This is a genomic window from Thalassospira sp. MCCC 1A01148 (genome assembly GCF_001613795.1).
Classification (GTDB): Bacteria; Pseudomonadota; Alphaproteobacteria; order Rhodospirillales; family Thalassospiraceae; genus Thalassospira.
This window is the reverse complement of sequence record NZ_LPVZ01000002.1, coordinates 28,131-47,667: the sequence shown is the minus strand read 5'-3', so window position 1 is coordinate 47,667 and position 19,537 is coordinate 28,131. Positions and strand designations below refer to the sequence as shown.

At 55.9% G+C, this 19,537-nt stretch carries 20 protein-coding genes; 8 read left to right on the top strand and 12 right to left on the bottom strand.

Annotated features, from left to right (window positions below; all coding sequences use genetic code 11):
• Positions 1-160: 160 nt before the first annotated feature.
• Positions 161-1,393, top strand: a complete 1,233-nt coding sequence (locus tag AUQ43_RS01015; protein ID WP_062953773.1) for an NnrS family protein — start codon at positions 161-163, stop codon at positions 1,391-1,393.
• An 11-nt stretch (positions 1,394-1,404) separates the two neighbouring features.
• Here the strand turns inward: AUQ43_RS01015 and AUQ43_RS01010 are convergent, their stop codons facing one another.
• The 4 genes from AUQ43_RS01010 to AUQ43_RS00995 all read right to left on the bottom strand — a co-directional run bounded on the left by AUQ43_RS01010 (position 1,405) and on the right by AUQ43_RS00995 (position 4,284).
• Positions 1,405-1,869 (bottom strand): GNAT family N-acetyltransferase, encoded by a 465-nt coding sequence (locus AUQ43_RS01010; RefSeq protein WP_062953772.1) that lies wholly within the window; start codon positions 1,867-1,869, stop codon positions 1,405-1,407.
• Positions 1,870-2,127: 258 nt separating this feature from the next.
• Positions 2,128-2,526: a cupin domain-containing protein gene (locus tag AUQ43_RS01005; protein WP_062953771.1), complete on the bottom strand. Its 399-nt coding sequence runs from the start codon at positions 2,524-2,526 to the stop codon at positions 2,128-2,130.
• A 63-nt stretch (positions 2,527-2,589) separates the two neighbouring features.
• Positions 2,590-3,678, bottom strand: a complete 1,089-nt coding sequence (gene amrS / locus AUQ43_RS01000) for an AmmeMemoRadiSam system radical SAM enzyme (RefSeq protein ID WP_062953770.1) — start codon at positions 3,676-3,678, stop codon at positions 2,590-2,592.
• 69 nt (positions 3,679-3,747) lie between these two features.
• Entirely contained in the window at positions 3,748-4,284 is a 537-nt protein-coding gene (locus tag AUQ43_RS00995; protein WP_114129842.1) for a hypothetical protein, read from the bottom strand.
• A gap of 100 nt (positions 4,285-4,384) precedes the next feature.
• On the opposite strand from AUQ43_RS00995, the gene amrB reads away from it, so the two are divergent.
• The 3 genes from amrB to cysQ all read left to right on the top strand — a co-directional run bounded on the left by amrB (position 4,385) and on the right by cysQ (position 7,176).
• Entirely contained in the window at positions 4,385-5,854 is a 1,470-nt protein-coding gene (amrB, locus tag AUQ43_RS00990) for an AmmeMemoRadiSam system protein B (RefSeq protein ID WP_062953768.1), read from the top strand.
• A 5-nt stretch (positions 5,855-5,859) separates the two neighbouring features.
• A complete protein-coding gene (locus AUQ43_RS00985; RefSeq protein WP_062953767.1) occupies positions 5,860-6,255 on the top strand; it encodes a DUF2750 domain-containing protein in 396 nt (131 codons plus the stop codon).
• A gap of 102 nt (positions 6,256-6,357) precedes the next feature.
• Complete coding sequence (gene cysQ / locus AUQ43_RS00980; protein WP_062953766.1) at positions 6,358-7,176, top strand: 3'(2'),5'-bisphosphate nucleotidase CysQ; 819 nt, start codon at positions 6,358-6,360, stop codon at positions 7,174-7,176.
• Between the two features lie 75 nt (positions 7,177-7,251).
• Here the strand turns inward: cysQ and AUQ43_RS00975 are convergent, their stop codons facing one another.
• Positions 7,252-7,455 (bottom strand): hypothetical protein, encoded by a 204-nt coding sequence (locus AUQ43_RS00975; protein WP_062953765.1) that lies wholly within the window; start codon positions 7,453-7,455, stop codon positions 7,252-7,254.
• A 148-nt stretch (positions 7,456-7,603) separates the two neighbouring features.
• On the opposite strand from AUQ43_RS00975, the gene AUQ43_RS00970 reads away from it, so the two are divergent.
• From AUQ43_RS00970 to AUQ43_RS00960, 3 genes are all read left to right on the top strand, one after another.
• Positions 7,604-8,599, top strand: coding sequence for an L-threonylcarbamoyladenylate synthase (locus AUQ43_RS00970; RefSeq protein WP_062953764.1), 996 nt, complete (start codon positions 7,604-7,606; stop codon positions 8,597-8,599).
• Positions 8,600-8,611: 12 nt separating this feature from the next.
• Positions 8,612-10,024 (top strand): FAD-binding oxidoreductase, encoded by a 1,413-nt coding sequence (locus tag AUQ43_RS00965; protein ID WP_062953763.1) that lies wholly within the window; start codon positions 8,612-8,614, stop codon positions 10,022-10,024.
• Between the two features lie 64 nt (positions 10,025-10,088).
• Positions 10,089-10,838, top strand: coding sequence for a DUF4336 domain-containing protein (locus tag AUQ43_RS00960; RefSeq protein ID WP_062953789.1), 750 nt, complete (start codon positions 10,089-10,091; stop codon positions 10,836-10,838).
• A 62-nt stretch (positions 10,839-10,900) separates the two neighbouring features.
• On the opposite strand, the gene AUQ43_RS00955 is transcribed toward AUQ43_RS00960, so the two are convergent.
• The 6 genes from AUQ43_RS00955 to AUQ43_RS00930 all read right to left on the bottom strand — a co-directional run bounded on the left by AUQ43_RS00955 (position 10,901) and on the right by AUQ43_RS00930 (position 17,234).
• Positions 10,901-11,752 (bottom strand): 5'-nucleotidase, lipoprotein e(P4) family, encoded by an 852-nt coding sequence (locus tag AUQ43_RS00955; protein ID WP_062953762.1) that lies wholly within the window; start codon positions 11,750-11,752, stop codon positions 10,901-10,903.
• A gap of 170 nt (positions 11,753-11,922) precedes the next feature.
• Positions 11,923-12,237 carry an acylphosphatase gene (locus AUQ43_RS00950; RefSeq protein WP_062953761.1) on the bottom strand — a complete coding sequence of 105 codons (315 nt, stop codon included), beginning with the start codon at positions 12,235-12,237 and terminating at the stop codon, positions 11,923-11,925.
• Positions 12,238-12,301: 64 nt separating this feature from the next.
• Positions 12,302-12,685 carry a DUF1244 domain-containing protein gene (locus tag AUQ43_RS00945; protein WP_084271930.1) on the bottom strand — a complete coding sequence of 128 codons (384 nt, stop codon included), beginning with the start codon at positions 12,683-12,685 and terminating at the stop codon, positions 12,302-12,304.
• Positions 12,678-13,412: an HAD family hydrolase gene (locus AUQ43_RS00940; RefSeq protein WP_062953759.1), complete on the bottom strand. Its 735-nt coding sequence runs from the start codon at positions 13,410-13,412 to the stop codon at positions 12,678-12,680. Before AUQ43_RS00940 ends, AUQ43_RS00945 begins: the two co-directional genes overlap by 8 nt.
• A gap of 267 nt (positions 13,413-13,679) precedes the next feature.
• Positions 13,680-15,680: an acetyl-CoA carboxylase biotin carboxylase subunit gene (gene accC / locus AUQ43_RS00935; RefSeq protein WP_062953758.1), complete on the bottom strand. Its 2,001-nt coding sequence runs from the start codon at positions 15,678-15,680 to the stop codon at positions 13,680-13,682.
• Between the two features lie 21 nt (positions 15,681-15,701).
• Complete coding sequence (locus AUQ43_RS00930) at positions 15,702-17,234, bottom strand: acyl-CoA carboxylase subunit beta (protein ID WP_062953757.1); 1,533 nt, start codon at positions 17,232-17,234, stop codon at positions 15,702-15,704.
• A gap of 338 nt (positions 17,235-17,572) precedes the next feature.
• On the opposite strand from AUQ43_RS00930, the gene AUQ43_RS00925 reads away from it, so the two are divergent.
• Positions 17,573-18,538: an ABC transporter ATP-binding protein gene (locus tag AUQ43_RS00925; RefSeq protein ID WP_062953756.1), complete on the top strand. Its 966-nt coding sequence runs from the start codon at positions 17,573-17,575 to the stop codon at positions 18,536-18,538.
• Positions 18,539-18,569: 31 nt separating this feature from the next.
• Here AUQ43_RS00925 and AUQ43_RS00920 read toward each other — a convergent pair whose 3' ends face one another.
• Complete coding sequence (locus tag AUQ43_RS00920) at positions 18,570-19,283, bottom strand: ATP12 family chaperone protein (RefSeq protein ID WP_232310548.1); 714 nt, start codon at positions 19,281-19,283, stop codon at positions 18,570-18,572.
• Positions 19,284-19,537: the final 254 nt, after the last annotated feature.

Sequence of the window (19,537 nt, the reverse complement as noted above, 5' to 3'; positions counted from 1 at the left end):
TTAAACGCGGTTGAAAAGGTTTATCGTTGAATTTCCTGCGCGATTTCACGCAAAGGCAACACCAACCCGGCAAAACCGGACGCCAACGAATTGCGCAACGTCAAGGCAAGATCCGCCAAGGTCGCTACTATGACGCATTCCAACATTCTGGAGGTATGTCATGGCTGGCAGAACCGCACCGATTTCGATTACCGAACCACAACGCGCCACACATCCGTTCTGGACCGGGGCTTTCCGCCCGCTTTTCCTGCTGGCCGGGCTTCTGGCCATCGTGGCTGTCGTTTGGTGGGTTGCGGGCTTTGTGCATGGCATTGCAACACCCAGTCTGGGAACAGGTTCGTGGTGGCACGCCCACGAATTGATTTTCGGATTTGGCGGGGCGGCCATCGGGGGGTTCTTGCTGACCGCGATTGCCAACTGGACAAGTCGCCCACCGATTTCCGGGGTCATGTTAATGGCGTTAACCACAAGCTGGCTGATCGGGCGGCTGGCTATTGGATTTGGCGAATATTTGGACCCGGCTTTGACGATTGTCGGGGCGCTGGTTTATTTCATCTTCCTGCTTGCCCTTGGTGTGCGGGAACTGGTAGCTGCGCGCAATTACCGCAATATGCGGGTTCTGGCCGTCATTTCCATGATCGCGCTGTTTGATGCGCTGTTTGTCGCCGCCTGCCTTGATGTCATCGCCCTTGATCCGGCCATGCTGTATCAAACGGCGATTCTCGCGATCATCTTGCTGATCGGCTTGATCGGCGGACGGGTCATCCCGGCCTTTACACGCAACTGGATGCAGCGCGAACAGATCAATGCGCCGATGCCCAGCATGTTTGGCCGGTTTGACATGGTGTGTCTGGCCAGCATTGCGCTTGGCATCGTTGCCGTGATCCTTGATCCGGCAGGCGTGATTGCCGGTTCTGTGTTGCTGTTTGCCGGGATTGTGCATGCCATCCGTTTGGTGCGATGGCGCGGGGTGCACAGCTGGCGCGAACCCATCGTGATCATGCTGCATCTGGGTTATTTCTGGGTGCCCGTCGGGCTTGTCCTGCTTGGCGTTGCGATCCTGTGGCCTGATGTCATGAGCAGTCGTGATGCCCTGCATGCGCTTACCGGCGGGGCAATGGCCTGCATGGTTCTGGCCATTGCCGGACGGGCCGCACTTGGCCATACCGGGCGGGAATTGCGTGCAGGATGGGCCTTGAACAGTGCGTTTGGGCTTATCTGGGTTTCGACCGTATTGCGCGTCATGGTCGGTTTCGCCGGATCGGGCTATGTCACCATTCTGGCGATTGCGACCATGATGTGGATTGGCGGGTGGCTGGCGTTCTTGATGGGTTATGCGCCGGTGTTACTGGGACCAAGCCAAAAGAAAACGCGCGGCATTCCGGTGCGGTAAAGCAAGGCGACCTAGCCAAAATCAAACAGTGAAAGCGACGGGTTGGATTTGATGTATTCCACCTCGTCGTTTTCGACATCGCCGGTGGAATGCCAGCCGTGGCTTTCATAAAAACCATGCGCGCGGTTTTCCGCGTTGGCCCCGGTGGTCAGCGAGATGTCATTACATCCCTTGGCAAACAGCCAGTCTTCGGCGGTGCGCAGCAATGCCGCACCCACCCCGCGGCCTTCAAATTCCGGATCGACAAACAGCGCCCAAAGCGTTGCTTCGCTCGGGATGGCAATGGCGAAGCCTGCGGCAGAGCCATCGAGATCGGCAAGCCAGATGCCGTATCCCTGTTCCAGCCATTTGCCAAAGGCGGCCTTGGTGATGCCGCGTTCGGCCAGTTCAGAAGCGGAAAGGTGGTTTTCACGCACGCGGCTTCGGATGGCAAAAATTGCCCCGACATCGCCCAAACGGGCTTTGCGAATTTTCATCCCGGCCACTGCGTGTGCTTTCTGTCCGTTTAAACATTTTCCCGAAAGCGAAAGCTTCCGCTCGCCAAATCGTCATTCCCGCACAGAGCCTGTGCCCGTGAAGACGGGTACGGGAGTCCATTTCAGGCACCATCAGGCCATGGATCCCCGCCTGCGCGGGGATGACGGGATCGGTCGCGGATACTCAGGCTTTCGTCTGATGGTGGCAATTTAGCGATATGACGCCACAGTGCCAGTAAAAACGATCACCACGCATACTTATTGGCCGAGATAATCCGCATCGGTTACGGGTTCCAGCCAATCGACCGGGGAGCCATTGAGCTTTTCCTGAATGGCGATATGGGTCATGGCGGTTTCGGGACCGGCCCCGTGCCAGTGTTTTTCGCCCGGTTCAAACCAGACGATATCGCCGGGACGGATTTCCTCTATCGGGCCGCCTTCGCGCTGTGCCCGGCCAAAACCGGCGGTCACGATGATGGTCTGGCCCAATGGATGGGTATGCCATGTGGTGCGTGCGCCCGGCTCGAACGTCACATTGGCGGCGGCCACACGGGCGGGGTCCGTGGCACTGATGATCGGTTCGATGCGAACCTGTCCGGTGAAATATTCCGGGGATCCGACCGTTGAGGCCTGTGATCCGGCGCGTTTGATATCCATGTCGTTCTCCCTGCGGAATTATGGCCGTGAATTTACGGCTGAAGTCTTGTTGGTTCTGACTGCTTAGTTGCCGGCCATCAAGCGGACCGGTTGGCGTTTCGGGCCCCATGTGCCGGGATGTGCCCGAAACACACCGGCACAATGTGTACCACAGCTTTTACATGCACCCTGCGCATCAAGGTTCCAGTCAGACAACTGATACCAGTCACGGCCAATCAGGATATCACCGCAGCCGTGGCAAAAGGTGCTGCTGTGGGTTTTGTCATGAACATTGCCGACATAGGCATAGCGAATGCCGTTTTCCATGGCGATCCTGCGCGCACGCACCAGCGTTTCGGGCGGGGTGCGCGGGGTATCCATCATTTTCCAGTCGGGATGAAAGGCCGAGAAATGCATTGGCACATCGGGGCCGAGTTCATCATGCACCCATGACGTCATTTCGTGGAATTCCGCGTCACCATCATTTTCGCCGGGAATGACAAGGTTGGTCAGCTCCATCCAGACCCCGGTTTCGTGGCGCAGATATTTAAGCGTGTCCAGCACGTCACCCAGATGGGCCGAGCACAGCTGATGATAAAAGCGATCCGTAAAACCCTTCAGATCGACATTGGCGGCATCCATGTGACGAAAGAATTCCTCGCGCGCCTTATCGCCAATATAACCCGCCGTGACCGCCACGGTGCGCAGGCCCATTTCGCGACAGGCAATGGCAACATCAACGGCATATTCGAGAAAGATCACCGGATCATTATACGTAAACGCGACCGCAGAGCAGCCATAGGCCTTGGCGGTTTTGGCGATCATTTCCGGGGTCGCGAGCGAGGAAAGCTTGTCCATCTCGCGCGCTTTTGAGATTTCGTAATTCTGGCAGAACTTGCAGGTCAGGTTACAACCCGCCGTGCCAAAGGACAGGATCGGGGTGCCGGGCAGAAAGTGATTGAGCGGCTTTTTCTCGATCGGATCAATGCAAAAGCCCGAGGATCGACCCCACGTCGTCAGCACCATCTGATCGCCTTGCCGGGCCCGTACAAAACACAAGCCCCGCTGCCCGTCGTTGAGCTTGCAAAAGCGCGGGCAGACATCGCACTGAATACGACCATCATCGAGATGGTGCCAGTAACGGGCCGGAACGGTGTCGGTTAGGTTTGCCATCACCTTGCAATCACGAGACTGGAGTTAGCATCAAGACAGCCGATCAAACATAATCTTTCGAATTCTAAACTATTTTAGCTTTCGGTTCTCTTTGAAGTTTGCCTCGGCAACGGACGCCAGTTTTTGTTTTTCTTCGATCTCACCAATGAAACCAGAACCCAGATCAAAGTCGTCGGTGATATCAGACAAGACAGCGTCCATGGCTTCTGCCGCGTCGATTAATTTATTGGCCTCTTTTAATGGCCAAGGATCATTAAACAGCCATTCAAAGTCTGGATAGAGCTGCTCAGGATGACGTAAATTTGAATGCAGTTCATAAACCCAATTGAACTTATCACCCGGACTAGGGAGTTTTTGCTTGCCACTAACACCCGAAATTTCACGCAATAGTTGCCAAAGCAAATCCGTAATTAAAATCAGCGACAATGCATCGTTGCGGCTCTTCGAATTCCTAAAGAAATGCAGTCTCTCATACATCACAGGCTCAACACGAGAGAGTGTTTTTATCACGGGAAACCGTACGTTCCATAAACTTTGATCAGAACGCTCTTCCCTTGGGAGAATATAACGAGAGAAACTGATAGCTTGATCTCTGAGTGACAACATCCGGCACCTCCAAGGTCAATTCAACTTTGAGTATACGCACTTTATTTATCTAGTCCTGATCGCTATCTTTTTCAAAGGAAGTCATGCGATTGGAAACATTATGACCATCATCCGCCCGCCTGCTGTTGCCGGGACGTTTTATCCGGCCGATGCCGATCTCTTGCGTAGCGAGATTGACGGACTGATGGGTGCGGCCTTGCAATCGGGCGTCGCGCAGCAAGAAACGGCCACGCCCAAGGCGATCATTGTGCCGCATGCGGGTTTGATGTTTTCGGGCAGTCTGGCCGCCCTTGGCTTTGCCACCGTTCGGGCGTTGAAGGACACCATCAAACGCATTGTGATCATTGGCCCTGCGCATCGCATGGCGTTTCAGGGAATTGCGCTGGCGCGCGCCGATCAGTTTGCCACCCCGCTTGGCAATATGCGCTGTGACCTGCCAGCACTGCAAAAGGCATTGGCGTTGCCGCATGTTCAGATGCTGGACGACGCACACACGCTTGAGCACGGGCTTGAGATCGAATTGCCGTTTATCCAGCGCCTGTTTGGCGAGGATGCTGATATCGGCATTGTGCCGCTTCTGGTCAGCCGATGCAGCCCGCGTCAGGTGCATGAGGTGATCGAGAAGCTTTGGGGCGGGCCGGAAACCCTGATCGTGATTTCATCGGATCTGTCGCATTTCCATGATTATGACACTGCGAAAAAGATGGATAACCGCACCCGCGCGATGATCGAGAACTTCGATGCCGAGAATATTGATACAAACGATGCCTGTGGCGCGTTGCCGGTGGCCGGGATGCTGATGGCCGCACGCAATCGCGGTATGAAGATCAAGACCCTTGGCATGCGCAATTCCGGCGATGTGACGGGCGATAAATCGCGCGTGGTCGGCTATGGCGCCTGGGCGGTTTATGACGGAAAGGCATCGGGTATGGGCGGTGACGGCGAAGACGACTTCACCAAGACGACCGAGACCCTGATCAGGACGCATGGTCCTGCGATGCTGGATCTGTGTCGGCAATCAATCCTGCACGGGATGGAGACCGGGGCACCGTTGCAGGTCTCGGCCAATGAGGTTGGTCCGGCACTTGCGGCACCGGGTGCATGTTTTGTGACGCTAAAGAAAGCCGGGCAATTGCGGGGTTGTATCGGGTCGATCATTTCGCATGCACCACTTGCCACCGATCTGTGCGAGAATGCATTCAAGGCCGCCTTTCGCGATCCGCGCTTTGCCGGGTTATCGCGGGCGGAGATTGGCGATGATCTGGAGCTTTCGATATCGGTCCTGTCGCCACCCCACCCGTTTGGCTTTGCCGATGAAGCCGATTTTATTTCCAAACTGACCCCGTTTGAGGACGGGATTATTCTTTCGGACGGCAACCGGCGGGGCTTGTTCCTGCCCCAAGTTTGGGATCAGTTGCCCGATCCAAAGGATTTTCTCGCCCATCTTAAGCGCAAGGCGGGGCTTGCGATGGATCACTGGTCACCCAATATGCGCGCAGAGCGGTTTATCACCCGCGGGATTTCATCAAGTAATATCCGCCCCAGCGGTTTCTGGGACCAGCAGGATTAAAGATTATGGCAAGCAGCACCCCCGACACCGGGCAAGATGATACGCGCTACGCCGATTTCATCCGCGAGGTTGCGGAATGGGAAGGTGTCTGGGCGCTTTACCATAATGGCTGGTTGCTGCAAACGACCGAGAGTGGCCAGAAATACTGCCCGATCTTTGCCATGCGCGACGAGGCCGAAAGCTTTGAGGCCAGCATTCAAAGCACGCATGTGCCCACCGCGATCACGCTGGTTGAGCTGATGGAAAGCCTGATGGTGCAATGGCGGGCCGAAGACATCATGGCGGGCATCTGCCCGACCCCGGCCAAACCGGCCATCGTCGTCAGCCTTGATCAGGTAAGCAATGATCTGATGGCGGCCCTTAAGGATGTCATGGCGGAACGGTTTGGCACCCAAAGCTGAAAACCCGACAATCTGACAACCTGGCAAAGCCACACTGGACCTTGTGGGCAAAATTCCCTATTCCCGTGGGATAGTTCAATCTCCCTGACAAACGAGAGTGCCATGACCGTTGCCCTGCCCGCCGATGCCGATGCCCTTGAAAACGGACTGATTGAAATCGCCCGCAAGGCGGGTGCTGCGATGATGGAAATCTATCAGACCGATTTCGACGTGCGTTCCAAGGATGATGCCAGCCCGGTGACCGAGGCCGATGACGCGGCAGAGGCCGTGATCCTGCCAGGTCTTCGCGCGCTCACCCCCGATGTTAAAATCGTGTCCGAGGAAAGTGCCGCCAAGGGCGATGTGCCCGATGTGAATGGCGAAACCGATTTCTTCTGGCTGGTTGATCCGCTTGACGGCACCAAGGAGTTTATCAAGCGCAATGGCGAGTTCACGGTCAATGTGGCCCTGATTGCCAAAGGAAAGCCGGTTCTGGGCGTGGTTTATGCCCCGGCCATCGACAAGCTTTATTATGGTGGCCCCGATGGTGCCAAGCTGATCGAGGGCGATGTTATGGAACCCAAAACCACCGCCATTTCGGTCCGCGAAATGCCCGAAGACGGTGTTGTCGTGGTCGGATCGCGATCACACGGCGATCCGGAAGCGATGAAAGCCTTTCTGGGGGATCTTGCGGTCAAGGAACTGCGCCCGGCGGGAAGCTCGCTCAAGCTGTGTCTGGTGGCCGCCGGTGAAGCAGACCTTTATCCCCGCCTTGGCCCGACCATGGAATGGGATATTGGTGCGGGTCATGCGGTTCTGCTTGCTGCCGGCGGTGTGGTTGAAAATATGGACGGATCAGGATTCGTTTATGGCAAGGCCGATTTCCGCAACCCGTTCTTCATCGCGCGCAGCCCGTCTGTGCCGGTCAAATACGAGAACTGATCCTTCGCAAAGCGGGATCAAAAGCAAATTTCAAAGCCGCATCAGCAGCTTGCCGATCCCGCATTGCAACAGTGATCAAATCGGCATTTTTCGGGAAAGCTTGAAACTGCTCCACCCCGCAGATTTGTTGACTTTCAGCAGGTTTTGCGCTATCAATTCCTTATCGCCACACAGAGTGTAGGTGACGTAAATAGCCGCCGGAATCACGGCGACGCGGTCCAGTTTCACCACCGCGGGGCGAAACCGGGCTAGAGCGTAAATTGGAGCCGCCATTTTCATGGCGGCTCTGCGCTGTTTGGGCCATATTTTTCACCAGATCATTGTTGGTTTTTCACCTTTGATTGCGGGCTTTGCGCGTGATCGTCCTTGTCATGGCACAGCATCATAGTTAGGTATTTGACTAGCTTGTGTTTTCAGAGATTGTTGCATGTCGCCAGCCCTTACCATTCGACCCTATTCCGAAGGTGCCCTTAGTCAGGCGGCAGCGAAGCTGCGCGCGGGTGAACTGGTGGCCTTTCCGACCGAGACGGTTTATGGGCTGGGTGCCGATGCAACCAATGCCGATGCGGTGGCGGGGATTTATGCCGCCAAGAAACGGCCAAGCTTCAATCCGCTGATCAGCCATTTTCCCGATCGTGATTCTGCGGCCAAGCACGCCAAATTTGATGCGCGCGCCGATAAACTGGCCGAGGCGTTTTGGCCCGGTGCCCTGACACTGGTTCTGCCGCGCAAAGCCGATAGCGATGTTTGCGATCTGGTAACCGCGGGCCTGCCCAGCATTGCAGTGCGCGTTCCGGCCCATCCGATGGCGCGTGAGCTGTTGCGTGCGGTTGGTCGCCCGGTTGCCGCCCCGTCAGCCAACCGGTCTGGCAAGATCAGCCCGACCACGGCGGGCCATGTGGCCGGGTCGCTTGGCGATGCGATTGGCATGATCCTGGATGGCGGTCCGTGCGGTGTCGGGCTTGAAAGCACGGTGATTGACCTGACCACGGATCGGGTGGTGATGCTGCGCCCCGGCGGAGTGACGGCCGATCAGGTATCCAAACTGCTCGGCACCGAAGTCATCATGGCGGAAAGCGATGATACCGCCCCCAAAAGCCCCGGCATGCTGACCAGCCATTATGCGCCGGGTCTGCCGGTGCGCCTTGAGGCCACCACCGCTGATCCGGCCAAACATGGTCATGAGGTCCTGCTTGGCTTTGGCGATTGCAACACCAAGGGATTTGATGCGGTCTTGTGGCTATCAAGAACCGGCGATGATATCGAGGCCGCCGCCAATCTTTTTGCCAAGCTGCATGAAGCCGATCAAAGCCACTTTGCCGGCATCGCGATTGCACCAATCCCGGATAAAGGATTGGGCATTGCGATCAATGACCGCCTGAAACGCGCGAGCGCCCCGCGCGCGCGCCATGATGCCAAGTAAGGGAACAACACCATGTCGTTCCTGCCAGAAGCCGCACTCACAGAACTAAAAGACCTGCTGGGCCCCAAAGGTTTCAGCATGGAAAGCGATGTGCTGGCCGCCCACAACGCAGAGGCGCGCGGCAAGTTTGAAGGCCATGCCGAAATCATCCTGTTTCCGGCCAGCACCGAGGAAGTCGCCAAGGCAGTCGCCATCTGTGCCGCACATGACATCGCGATTGTGCCCCAGGGTGGCAATACCGGGCGGTGCGGCGGGGCGGTTGCCAGTGACAAACAGGTCCTGATCAATCTCAAGCGCATGAACCGCGTGATCGAGATTGACGGCCGTGATTTCACAGCCACCGTTGACGCCGGTGCAATCCTGCAAAACATTCAGGAAGCGGCCGAAAAGCAGGATTTACTTTTCCCGCTATCACTGGGTGCTGAGGGCACATGCCAGATTGGTGGCAACCTTGCGACCAATGCCGGGGGCCTGAACGTTATTCGTTATGGCAATGCGCGTGATCTTTGTCTTGGGCTTGAGGTCGTATTGCCCGATGGCACGGTGTGGAATGGCTTGTCCAAACTTCGCAAGGACAATACCGGCTATGACCTGCGCGATCTGTTTATCGGCGCGGAAGGCACACTTGGCATCATTACAAAGGCGACGCTGAAGCTTTTTGCCCAGCCCAAACACACCGCCACCGCCTGGATTGCCGTGCCGTCGCCGGAATGCGCGATTGATCTTCTTGCACTCGCGCGCCGTCATACCGGCGATGGCATTGCCGCCTTCGAGCTGATCAGCAATTTCGCCCATGATCTGTCTGTCACGTATCTGCCGAACCTGACGCGCCCGCTTGCAACCAAAACGCCGTGGCATGTGTTGATTGAGCTGACATCGTCGCGCCCGAATGATGATCTGGAAACACTTCTGGTCGATCTGTTGGGTCAGGCGGTTGAGATCGGGCTTGCCGTTGATGCCACCCTAGCCCAGTCAGAGGCACAGCGCAAAAACCTGTGGGCGATCCGCGAAGGCATCCCGGAAGCACAAGGATATGAAGGCGGATCGATCAAGCATGATGTATCGGTGCCGGTTTCAAAGGTTGCCGAACTTATCAAGCGCGGCATGGCGAGTGCTGATGCGCTGATACCCGGCATTCGCCCCTGCCCGTTTGGCCATGTGGGTGATGGCAATATCCATTTCAACTTCACCCAGCCCGCGACCATGGACAAGCAAGCCTATCTTGCGCAGTGGGAAAGCCTGAACAGTGTCATTCACGACATTGTTGTCGATCTTGGCGGGTCGATCAGTGCCGAACACGGCATCGGGCAGCTTAAACGCGATGAACTGGCGCATTATGCCAGTGTGGAAAAGCTGAAACTGCTGCGTGCGATCAAGGTGGCAATTGATCCGGATGGCAGGCTTAATCCGGGCAAGGTTGTATAATCGTCTCTGTCGTCGGCATCGCGTTGCCCTGTGCCACCACAAACGTAAGATGGAAGACCGCCCCATGTTCTCTGTCGAGACCTATGCGCCCCTTGATACGCCCAAACAGATTGCACCGGACGTCTGGATTGTTGATGGCCCGGTGATCGGGTTTCAATATGCCGGGCTTAAACTGCCCTTCCCGACCCGAATGACGATCATCCGCCTTAAAAGCGGCAAACTGTTTGTCCATTCGCCGATCCGCCTGAATGAAACGCTTCGGACCAAGGTCGACGCACTGGGCGAGGTTTCTTATCTGATTGCATCCAATACCATCCATTATGCCGGTGTACCCGACTGGCAAAAGGCTTATCCGGATGCAAAGGCGTTCTGTGCGCCCGGTGTGATCAAGCGGGCCAAATCGGTTGGCATTTCGGTTGATTTTGATGCGGAGCTTGCCGATACGCCGGAACCGGAATGGGCCAATGAAATCAGGCAGGTGTTGGTGCGGGGCAGTTACCTCAATGAGGCGGTGTTTTTCCATGACGCATCCAAAACGCTGATCCTGACCGACCTGATCGAGAACTTCGAAGCCGACAAAATCAAAAACCCGATCTGGCGGTTTATGGTCAGGTTACTTGGCACCATGGACCCGCATGGCAGCATGCCGCGCGACATGCGCCTGACCTTTGCCGGATACAAGGATGGGGTGCGCAAGGCAATTGAAACCATGATTGACTGGGCACCCGACTATGTGGTGCTGGCGCATGGGCGTTGCTATGACAAGAACTGTGTGGCGGAGCTCAGGCGCGCCTTTTCCTGGGTTTTGAAATAGTTCGCAAAAAAAGGGCGCCCCGTAATGGGACGCCCTTAAAGCAATTGCGATATGCGCAAAGCTTATTCAGCCGGACCAGCCCATGGGGTCATGGCGTTGATCTTGTCCTGACGGCGTTCGTCGCCGGACTTGCCCCAGTCGCCACCGAAGGCCGCGGATTCCCAGGAACCGTAGCTCGGGTTCGGGAGCATGAACCAGCGTTCACCCCAGTAGTTGCCGTATTTTTCCATGACTTCGAGACGCTCGATAATCGAGCCGTCGATTTCGTCGGTGAAATCGCCGAAGTTGTCACCAAACTGCATGATGACACGGTAATCTTCGGTCACAGCCGCACGGCGCGGCGTTTTGTTCGAGCCCCATTCTTCGACCTCGCCCCGCAGCATGACGTGTTTTTCATCCGCATAGGGGAAACCGAATTTCTTGAGGTTTTCGATGGTCGGATCTTCTTCCGGTGCCTTGCGGTTCGAAACATAGAAGACTTCAACACCACGCGCCGCTGCCGCCTTGGTGAATTCCAGTGCGCCCGGCGTCGGGGTGGAAATCATGTCATGCACGAATGCCGCCCAGGTTTTGGAGCTGTAATGGGTTTTCTCGGCAACAACCCATGCCTGATAGGCGGAGTTATCAAGAACGGTTTCATCAACATCAAGGATCACCGCCGGCGGCTTGGTCGAATAATTGCCGTCCTGCTCAAGTGCGGCGGTCCAGTTGTGATCGCCAATGGCGGCGTCCAGCAAGCGGGTCGCGCCAGCATAGACCGACATGGCAGTCGTTTTGTATTCGACCGAGGTCTGCAACCACAGTGTGCCATTCAGGCCGTCATTCTGCTCGGACTCTGCCTGTGCGCCAAACGCGAAAAGCGCACTGGTCGCCATGATGGCAGCCACGCCAAATGATTTTCCGATAAAAGTCATATGTAGTCTCCCTGTTGATTTCCGGACTGCATCGATCTGACCATGCAGACAGGATTTCATAACCATGCCACCGCAGTGCGATAAAGAAAAAGCCTTTTTCCACATTATCGCGCAAAAAGGCTTTTAGAGCGGCTTTGATAAAGACGCCAATTCATTGAGTTTGGCGGCATTTACGCGGTTGGGCGTTTTTCAAATGACGTATAGCCGTCTTCAAGGGCAGGTTCTTCGTGAATGCGATCCACGCGTGCATGGGTCGGGCCTTCGTGGCAGGCGTCGATCATGGATTGAACGACCTTGACCGGCCCGCAAAAGACCGCCTCGACCGTGCCATCATTGCGATTGCGCACCCAGCCGGTCAGGTCGCGCTTGCGGGCCTGTTCCACGGTCCATGCGCGATACCACACGCCTTGAACGCGGCCTTCGATCCGGGCATGAACGGCGATGTTTCCGGCCCCGGTTGACGGGTCGGGACTTGTATCTGTCATGATCGGACGTCCTCCCTTTCCGATATGTCAGGATGTCAGATTTGATCGGCCTGTCTGCCGGGCGTTATTTCGCGCCGGGGATTTTGGCGTGCAGATGGGCGGTATCCTGAAACTTCTGTTTCTGTTCCTCGGATGCGGGAAGTTGATGGTTTTCCTTCCAGTCGTCATAGGTCATGCCATAGACGACTTCACGAGCACCATCGTAATCCATGGCGACACCGCGTTCGCGCGCTGCGGCCAGATACCATTTGGCCAGACAGTTGCGGCAGAACCCGGCAAGGTTCATCAGATCAATATTCTGTGCATCCTTGCGGTTTTGCAGATGGGTCACCAGCCCGCGAAAGGCAGCGGCTTCGAGTTCCAGTTTGGTTTGCGGATCAAGATCGGCTGCCGGGCCGTTGGCCAGTACGGCTTCTGTCGACATTTCAGAACCGGCGCAATCAGACATGCTCCATACTCCCGCTGGTCTTTTCCTGTTCCAGTTTTTCAATGACCTGGGGCACATGTGCAATGCTTTCGGCCGTAATGATGCTGGCATTGTCGATTTCGGTCTGATCGACCATTTCATGCACCCAGGTGATTTCATAGGGAATGTGGATCGCCGTCGCCCCGCACGCAAGGACCGGCAGAATATCGGATTTCATCGAATTGCCGATCATGATCGCCTCTTCGGGCTCAACGCCATAGCGGCCAAAGATGTTGCGATAGGTCAGCGAGTCTTTCTCCGAGACGATTTCAATCCCGTCAAACAGGTCTTCAAAGCCGGAACGTTCGATCTTGAGCTGCTGGGCGATCAGGTCACCCTTGGTGATCAGCACCACCTTGTATTTCGGGTGATTGGCATATTGCCTGAGCACGGCCTCGGCCCCTTCAATGATCCGGGTGGGCGCGCGCAGCATGGATTTACCTGTTTCGGCCAGTTTGTGGATGTCTTCGGCACTGATTTTACCATCAGACAATTCGATCGCCGTTTCGATCATCGACAGGGTAAAGCCCGTCACGCCATAGCCATAGATGGAAAGGTTGGCCAACTCGGCCTGATAGAGGCGATCATCAACCTGTTCGGGATCAACATAGTGTCCCAGCATTTCGCGAAGCTGCACATGGGCTTGGCGGAAAAGTGGCTCGTTGTGCCAAAGGGTATCGTCGCCATCAAAAGCAATCAGCTTGTACATTCTTACGCCTCGTTTCTTGTTATTGGATGGCCGCAGGCACGTTCAATGCGTTGGCAGTCAACCTTGATGTTCACAGGGATTACGGCCTCAATTCACGACCATATGGCAGTGCAAACGCGCCGTAAAGCCCCGTTATCTGTATTTAATATGCGTGAAACGGATCCGAAAGCCCTTGAAAACACAAGTGTTTGAACAGGTTAAAGAAAAAGCACTGACCGTTTCCAGTCAGTGCCTTAATCATGCATCACCCTTGAGGGATCAGGCTGCTTATTCGTCTTTTTCGAACTCGATGATGATGGCATCGACCGAGAGGTTTGCGCCCTGTTCGGCGTGGATCTTTTTGACGACACCCTTGCTTTCGCATTTAAGGACGTTTTCCATCTTCATGGCCTCAAGGATGCAGAGTTCCTCGCCCGGCTGGACGGTCTGGCCTTCCTCGACCGAGACCTTGACGAGCAAGCCCGGCATTGGCGAGAGCAGGAAGTTCGACATATCCGGCGGGGCCTTGAACGGCATCAGTTTTTGCAGTTCCGCGACGCGTGGCAGCATCACCTTGAAGCTGCGCTGAATGCCGTTGGCCGACAGGCGATAGCCCACCCCTTCGAGGTCGATCTGCACACAGACCGGGGCACCGTCGATTTCACCGACAAACATCGGATCGCCGATCTTCCAGTCCGAGACCACGCCGTAGCTGCGGTCCCCTATGGCAACGATGTAATCGCCGTTAACACCATCAAACTCGATATCAAACGGCGTGTATTCATCGCCGCAGACCGCCACCCAGCTTTCGGCAATTTCAAGCGGATGATCGCTGACCTGGCCTGTGATGCCGGCATTGCGTTCGGCAAGACGCTGATTAAGGTAGGCCGCGACCACGATCAGGGTCGATGGATCGTCGTTGGGCAGATCATCGGCCGAGAAACCATCCGGGTATTCTTCAGCGATGAAGTTGGTGGTGATATTGCCATCCTGGAAACGTTTGTTGGCCATAACAGCGGCCAGGAACGGGATATTGTGCGAAATGCCGCGAATATAATAGGCATCAAGCGCGCGGCGCATTTCACCAATCGCCTGATCGCGGTTTTCACCATAGGTGATCAGTTTCGCGACCATCGGGTCATAGAACATCGAAATCTCGCCGCCTTCAAAGACGCCGGTATCCACACGCACGGTGTCGGATTCTTCTGGTGGCTGATAGCGTACCAGGCGGCCGGTAGAGGGCAGGAATTCGCGGAAGGGATCCTCGGCATAGACGCGGGTTTCCATGGCCCAGCCGGTCAGTTTGACGTCATCCTGTTTGAGCGTCAGTTTTTCACCACCGGCGATCTTGATCATCCATTCGACAAGATCCTGGCCGGTGACAAGCTCGGTCACCGGATGTTCGACCTGAAGCCGGGTGTTCATTTCAAGGAAGTAGAAATTCTTGTCCTTATCAACGATGAATTCCACCGTCCCGGCAGAGCAGTAATCCACCGCGCGTGCCAGTGCAACGGCCTGTTCGCCCATGGCCTTGCGGGTGGCAGGGTCAATGAAGGGTGACGGGGCTTCTTCGACGACCTTCTGGTGGCGGCGCTGGATGGAGCATTCGCGCTCGCCAAGATAGATCGCGTTGCCGTGCTTGTCGGCCAGCACCTGAATTTCGATATGGCGCGGTTCCTCGACGAATTTTTCGACAAAGACGCGGTCATCGCCAAAGGAGCTTGCGGCTTCTGACGTCGCACGTTCGAAACCTTCGCGGCATTCGGCATCGTTTCGGGCAATACGCATGCCCTTGCCGCCACCACCAGCGGATGCCTTGAGCATCACCGGGTAGCCGATATCATTGGCGATCTTGACGGCCTCGTCGGTGTCCTTGATCACGCCCATGAAACCGGGAACGGTTGAAACACCCGCATCGGCCGCGATCTTTTTCGAGGTGATCTTGTCGCCCATGGCGGCAATGGCACCATTCGGCGGGCCGATAAAGGCAATGTTTGCTGCATCAAGGGCCTTGGCGAAGGCCTGATTTTCCGACAGGAAGCCATAGCCGGGATGGACGGCCTCGGCCCCTGTGGATTTGCAGGCGTCAATGATGTTTTCAATAATCAGATAGGACTGATTACTGGGTGCCGGGCCGATGCGGACGGCCTCGTCGGCCATCTGAACATGCAGGGCGTTTTTATCGGCATCGGAATAGACCGCAACGGTCTTGATGCCCATTTTGCGGGCTGATTTGATCACACGGCAGGCGATTTCACCGCGGTTGGCAATCAGGATCTTGCTAAACATTTTTCTGTCTCCCAATTTGTCTTACAGCGGAATGTTGCCGTGTTTCTTTTCAGGGTTCTTGATGTCCTTGTTGCGCAGCATGCCAAGCGCCTTGCAAACGCGGCGGCGCGTGCCATGCGGCATGATGACATCATCAATGAACCCCTTGCGGCCCGCGACAAACGGGTTGGCGAATTTTTCGCGGTATTCTTCGGTGCGGGCTTCGATCTTTTCAGGATTGTCCATATCCGCCCTGAAGATGATTTCCACCGCCCCCTTGGGCCCCATCACCGCAATTTCGGCGGTCGGCCAGGCATAGTTGACATCCCCGCGCAGATGCTTCGATGACATCACGTCATATGCGCCGCCATAGGCCTTGCGGGTAATGACGGTGACCTTGGGCACGGTGGCCTCTGCATAGGCATAAAGCAGTTTCGCACCATGTTTGATGATGCCGCCATATTCCTGTGCGGTCCCCGGCATGAAGCCCGGCACATCGACAAAGGTGACAATCGGAATGTTGTAGGCATCGCAGAAGCGCACGAAACGCGCGGCCTTTTTGGAGCTGTCGATATCAAGGCACCCGGCCAGAACCATCGGCTGGTTGGCGACGATACCAACCGTGCGGCCATCCATGCGCGCCATGCCGATAATGATGTTTTTGGCGTAGTCGGCCTGAATTTCAAAGAAGTCGCCCTCATCGACGATCTTGGTAATCAGTTCCTTCATGTCATAGGGCATGTTGGGGTTTTCTGGCACCAGGGTATCGAGCGAGAAGTCATCACGCGTGATTGGATCTTCGCACAGGCGTGCAGGCGGATCTTCCTTGTTGCACAGTGGCAGGAAGTCCATGAAACGCCGGGTCTGAAGCAGCAGGTCGACATCATTGTCAAAGGCGAGATCAGCCACACCCGACACGCTGGTGTGGGTCGATGCCCCGCCCAGCTGTTCGTGGGTGACTTCTTCGTGGGTGACGGTTTTGACCACGTCAGGACCGGTCACGAACATATAGGAGCTGTCCTTGACCATGAAGATGAAGTCGGTCATGGCCGGGCTGTAAACCGCCCCACCGGCACACGGCCCCATGATCAGCGAGATTTGCGGGATGACGCCGGATGCCTCGACATTGCGCTGGAAGACATCGGCATAGCCAGCCAAGCTTTCGACACCTTCCTGAATACGCGCCCCGCCCGAATCATTAAGCCCGATCACCGGCGCGCCGACCTTCATCGCCTGATCCATGATCTTGGCGATCTTGCGCGCATGCGCCCCCGAAAGTGCGCCGCCGAACACCGTAAAATCCTGCGAGAAAACAAAGACCAGACGGCCATTGATCGTGCCGTGACCGGTGACGACACCATCGCCGGGAATGCGGTTTTCGGTCATGCCGAAATCCACACAATCATGTTCGACAAACATGTCCCATTCTTCGAAGGAGCCTTCGTCAAGCAGCACATCAAGGCGTTCACGCGCGGTGAGCTTGCCTTTCTTGTGCTGATTATCAATGCGGCGCTGGCCACCGCCCATGGCAGCTTCGGCGCGCTTCGCTTCGAGTTTGGCGACAATATCCTGCATGTTGCGTTTTCCTTGCTGTGATCGGCCATTTGGCACATTTCGGCCCAATGTGCGCGTCTCGAGAATGAAATAGCATTATTCGGTACTGGAATGCCAATTATTTTTGCTATTCTGCCAGAGGTCGAGAATACCCCGTAAACACCTGATTTCCCTAACGTCATCGCGATATATGTGAATGGGCTGGACTAAAGTCTAGAGTTGTACCCGCGCGACCCGTGTCACAGGATCATTTGCGCGCATGGCGCGTTTCAGGAGTAGCTTACCGTGCGATTACCCTGATCCGGGGTCCTGTTATCGCGTACAGTATATGCCTGTCGTCACCACAACCGATTGAGCCCATGTTAAAATTCAGCCCCCGCAATCCGGAAAAAACCGGCGATGATCGCCCTGCTGGCTCCTTGTGGGGGTATGTCTGGCGCATGAGTGGCTGGCATCAGGTGGCGGTATGCAGCCTTGCGGTGATTGTGGCCGCCCTTGGCATCGCCCCGATCGAGCTGCAACGCCGGATTGTTGATAACGCCATCACCCCGCAGGACTTTGACCTTCTGATTACGCTGGCCATTCTGTATCTGGGTGTGATTGTCGTGCATGGCAGCATCAAATATGTGCTGCGCATTTATGAAGGCTGGCTGAGTGAAAGCGCGATCCAGTATAACCGCAAGCACCTGACGCGCCTGCGCGCCCACAATCAGGCCGGAAGCGACGATGAAAGCAACGGACGTGCAGTTTCGATCATCGGGGCCGAGATCGAGAAACTGGGCGGGTTTGTTGGCGATGGCCTGTCGCAGCCGGTGGTCAATAGCGGCATGCTGATCTTTGGGCTTGGCTATATGATCAGTGTTGAACCGATGATCGGCCTGATCGGGGTGATCGCCCTGATCCCGCAGATCGCGCTTGTGCCGATCATTCAGAAACGCATCAATGCCCTGATTGAAGATCGGGTCGAGAAAATGCGTGAAGTCAGTGACGAGCTTTCAGATCTGTCATCTGACAAAAGCGATGACGAGCAACTCAGCCCGATCAATCGCGGGATCACCGGGCTGTTTGACAACCGGATGCAGTTGTTCGTTCTGAAATTCGGCATGAAGTCACTGATCAACTTGCTGAATGCGCTGGCACCGCTGAGCGTGCTGTTTGTTGGCGGCTATCTGGTGATTCAGGACCAAACGTCGGTCGGTATCATTGTGGCGTTTATTTCAGGCTTTGACCGGATGTCGTCACCGATGCGCGAATTGTTGTCCTATTACCGGGTGGCGGCACAGGCAGCCGTGCAGCACAGAATGATCGCGCGCTGGATGAAATAGCATTGATGGCGGCAAATGCCGCCACCAAGGGTCAGCCAAGCAGTTCGAGATAGCGGCCCGCGGCCAGAAGCTCCGCCCGGTGACGGTCGCGCCGGGCAATTGCCTCTGCGTCTTCGCCCCATTTCTCCATGGCGTATTCTTCATCAAGCATGGCGCACTCAAAGGCGTTCTGGGCGTCGATCTTCTTGTTCATCACCGCAAGGCCAATGATGACCGACCCCGACACCGTGGTCAGGCTGTGCAGGGCTGTCAGATAATAATCATCGAAAGATTCGACATGATCCTGCAAACGCAAAAGCGCGTGGTCATCCTGAGTGATCGGCATCACACCTTCGGTGACCTGAAGCGCCACGCCAAGATCGTCCTTTGACCAATCGAGCAGCGGTTGCCATTTTTTGGCCTGACGTTCGATCAATTCTTCCGGATAGGGTGCGCGATAACACAGCAGATCGGAGCGCCCATAGCCGGTCAACTCTGCGATCACCCCTGCGCGGTTCGGACGCACACGGTCAATGGCGGTCGCGGCAAGCTGCATGATCGGCATGGTGGAAGGCTGGACCTTTTCACCCTGCGCTTCCCATTCCGCAGCGATTTCACGCGCAAGTACTTCTGATGGCAGGAGGAAATCCGCCTTGGCCGGGGTTTTCACCGCCCGCCCGTCAAGAAGAACGCGCCAGCCTGCCCCGCTGTCATCAGCAGCGGCGTCGGCCTTTTTATAGAAACGATTGATCGATTGTGTAAGCATGAACGCCATATGCCTAAATGCAGCGTTTTGCGCAAGTGATTTACAAGATAAAGCGCGTCAAATGGGCGATTATCAAGAATTCCTGTATAATTTTTGATCAATTTGCCCCATTGACCAAATAATAAACACCACTACTCTGCTCGGTGAAGATTACAAAACCGCGACAAAGCGGGCGCATTGGCAAGATGGCATGACCATTGCTGAGAGCGCATTGGATTTATCAGGTAGCTGGATTGTTACATCAATCCGCAATC

What these genes read in the sequence shown, in the direction of transcription:
- AUQ43_RS01015 (WP_062953773.1), top strand. Translation starts at nt 161, where the DNA reads ATGGCTGGCAGAACCGCACCGATTTCGATTACCGAACCACAACGCGCC.
- AUQ43_RS01010 (WP_062953772.1), bottom strand. Translation starts at nt 1,869, where the DNA reads ATGAAAATTCGCAAAGCCCGTTTGGGCGATGTCGGGGCAATTTTTGCC.
- AUQ43_RS01005 (WP_062953771.1), bottom strand. Translation starts at nt 2,526, where the DNA reads ATGGATATCAAACGCGCCGGATCACAGGCCTCAACGGTCGGATCCCCG.
- amrS (WP_062953770.1), bottom strand. Translation starts at nt 3,678, where the DNA reads ATGGCAAACCTAACCGACACCGTTCCGGCCCGTTACTGGCACCATCTC.
- AUQ43_RS00995 (WP_114129842.1), bottom strand. Translation starts at nt 4,284, where the DNA reads ATGTTGTCACTCAGAGATCAAGCTATCAGTTTCTCTCGTTATATTCTC.
- amrB (WP_062953768.1), top strand. Translation starts at nt 4,385, where the DNA reads ATGACCATCATCCGCCCGCCTGCTGTTGCCGGGACGTTTTATCCGGCC.
- AUQ43_RS00985 (WP_062953767.1), top strand. Translation starts at nt 5,860, where the DNA reads ATGGCAAGCAGCACCCCCGACACCGGGCAAGATGATACGCGCTACGCC.
- cysQ (WP_062953766.1), top strand. Translation starts at nt 6,358, where the DNA reads ATGACCGTTGCCCTGCCCGCCGATGCCGATGCCCTTGAAAACGGACTG.
- AUQ43_RS00975 (WP_062953765.1), bottom strand. Translation starts at nt 7,455, where the DNA reads ATGAAAATGGCGGCTCCAATTTACGCTCTAGCCCGGTTTCGCCCCGCG.
- AUQ43_RS00970 (WP_062953764.1), top strand. Translation starts at nt 7,604, where the DNA reads ATGTCGCCAGCCCTTACCATTCGACCCTATTCCGAAGGTGCCCTTAGT.
- AUQ43_RS00965 (WP_062953763.1), top strand. Translation starts at nt 8,612, where the DNA reads ATGTCGTTCCTGCCAGAAGCCGCACTCACAGAACTAAAAGACCTGCTG.
- AUQ43_RS00960 (WP_062953789.1), top strand. Translation starts at nt 10,089, where the DNA reads ATGTTCTCTGTCGAGACCTATGCGCCCCTTGATACGCCCAAACAGATT.
- AUQ43_RS00955 (WP_062953762.1), bottom strand. Translation starts at nt 11,752, where the DNA reads ATGACTTTTATCGGAAAATCATTTGGCGTGGCTGCCATCATGGCGACC.
- AUQ43_RS00950 (WP_062953761.1), bottom strand. Translation starts at nt 12,237, where the DNA reads ATGACAGATACAAGTCCCGACCCGTCAACCGGGGCCGGAAACATCGCC.
- AUQ43_RS00945 (WP_084271930.1), bottom strand. Translation starts at nt 12,685, where the DNA reads ATGTCTGATTGCGCCGGTTCTGAAATGTCGACAGAAGCCGTACTGGCC.
- AUQ43_RS00940 (WP_062953759.1), bottom strand. Translation starts at nt 13,412, where the DNA reads ATGTACAAGCTGATTGCTTTTGATGGCGACGATACCCTTTGGCACAAC.
- accC (WP_062953758.1), bottom strand. Translation starts at nt 15,680, where the DNA reads ATGTTTAGCAAGATCCTGATTGCCAACCGCGGTGAAATCGCCTGCCGT.
- AUQ43_RS00930 (WP_062953757.1), bottom strand. Translation starts at nt 17,234, where the DNA reads ATGCAGGATATTGTCGCCAAACTCGAAGCGAAGCGCGCCGAAGCTGCC.
- AUQ43_RS00925 (WP_062953756.1), top strand. Translation starts at nt 17,573, where the DNA reads ATGTTAAAATTCAGCCCCCGCAATCCGGAAAAAACCGGCGATGATCGC.
- AUQ43_RS00920 (WP_232310548.1), bottom strand. Translation starts at nt 19,283, where the DNA reads ATGCTTACACAATCGATCAATCGTTTCTATAAAAAGGCCGACGCCGCT.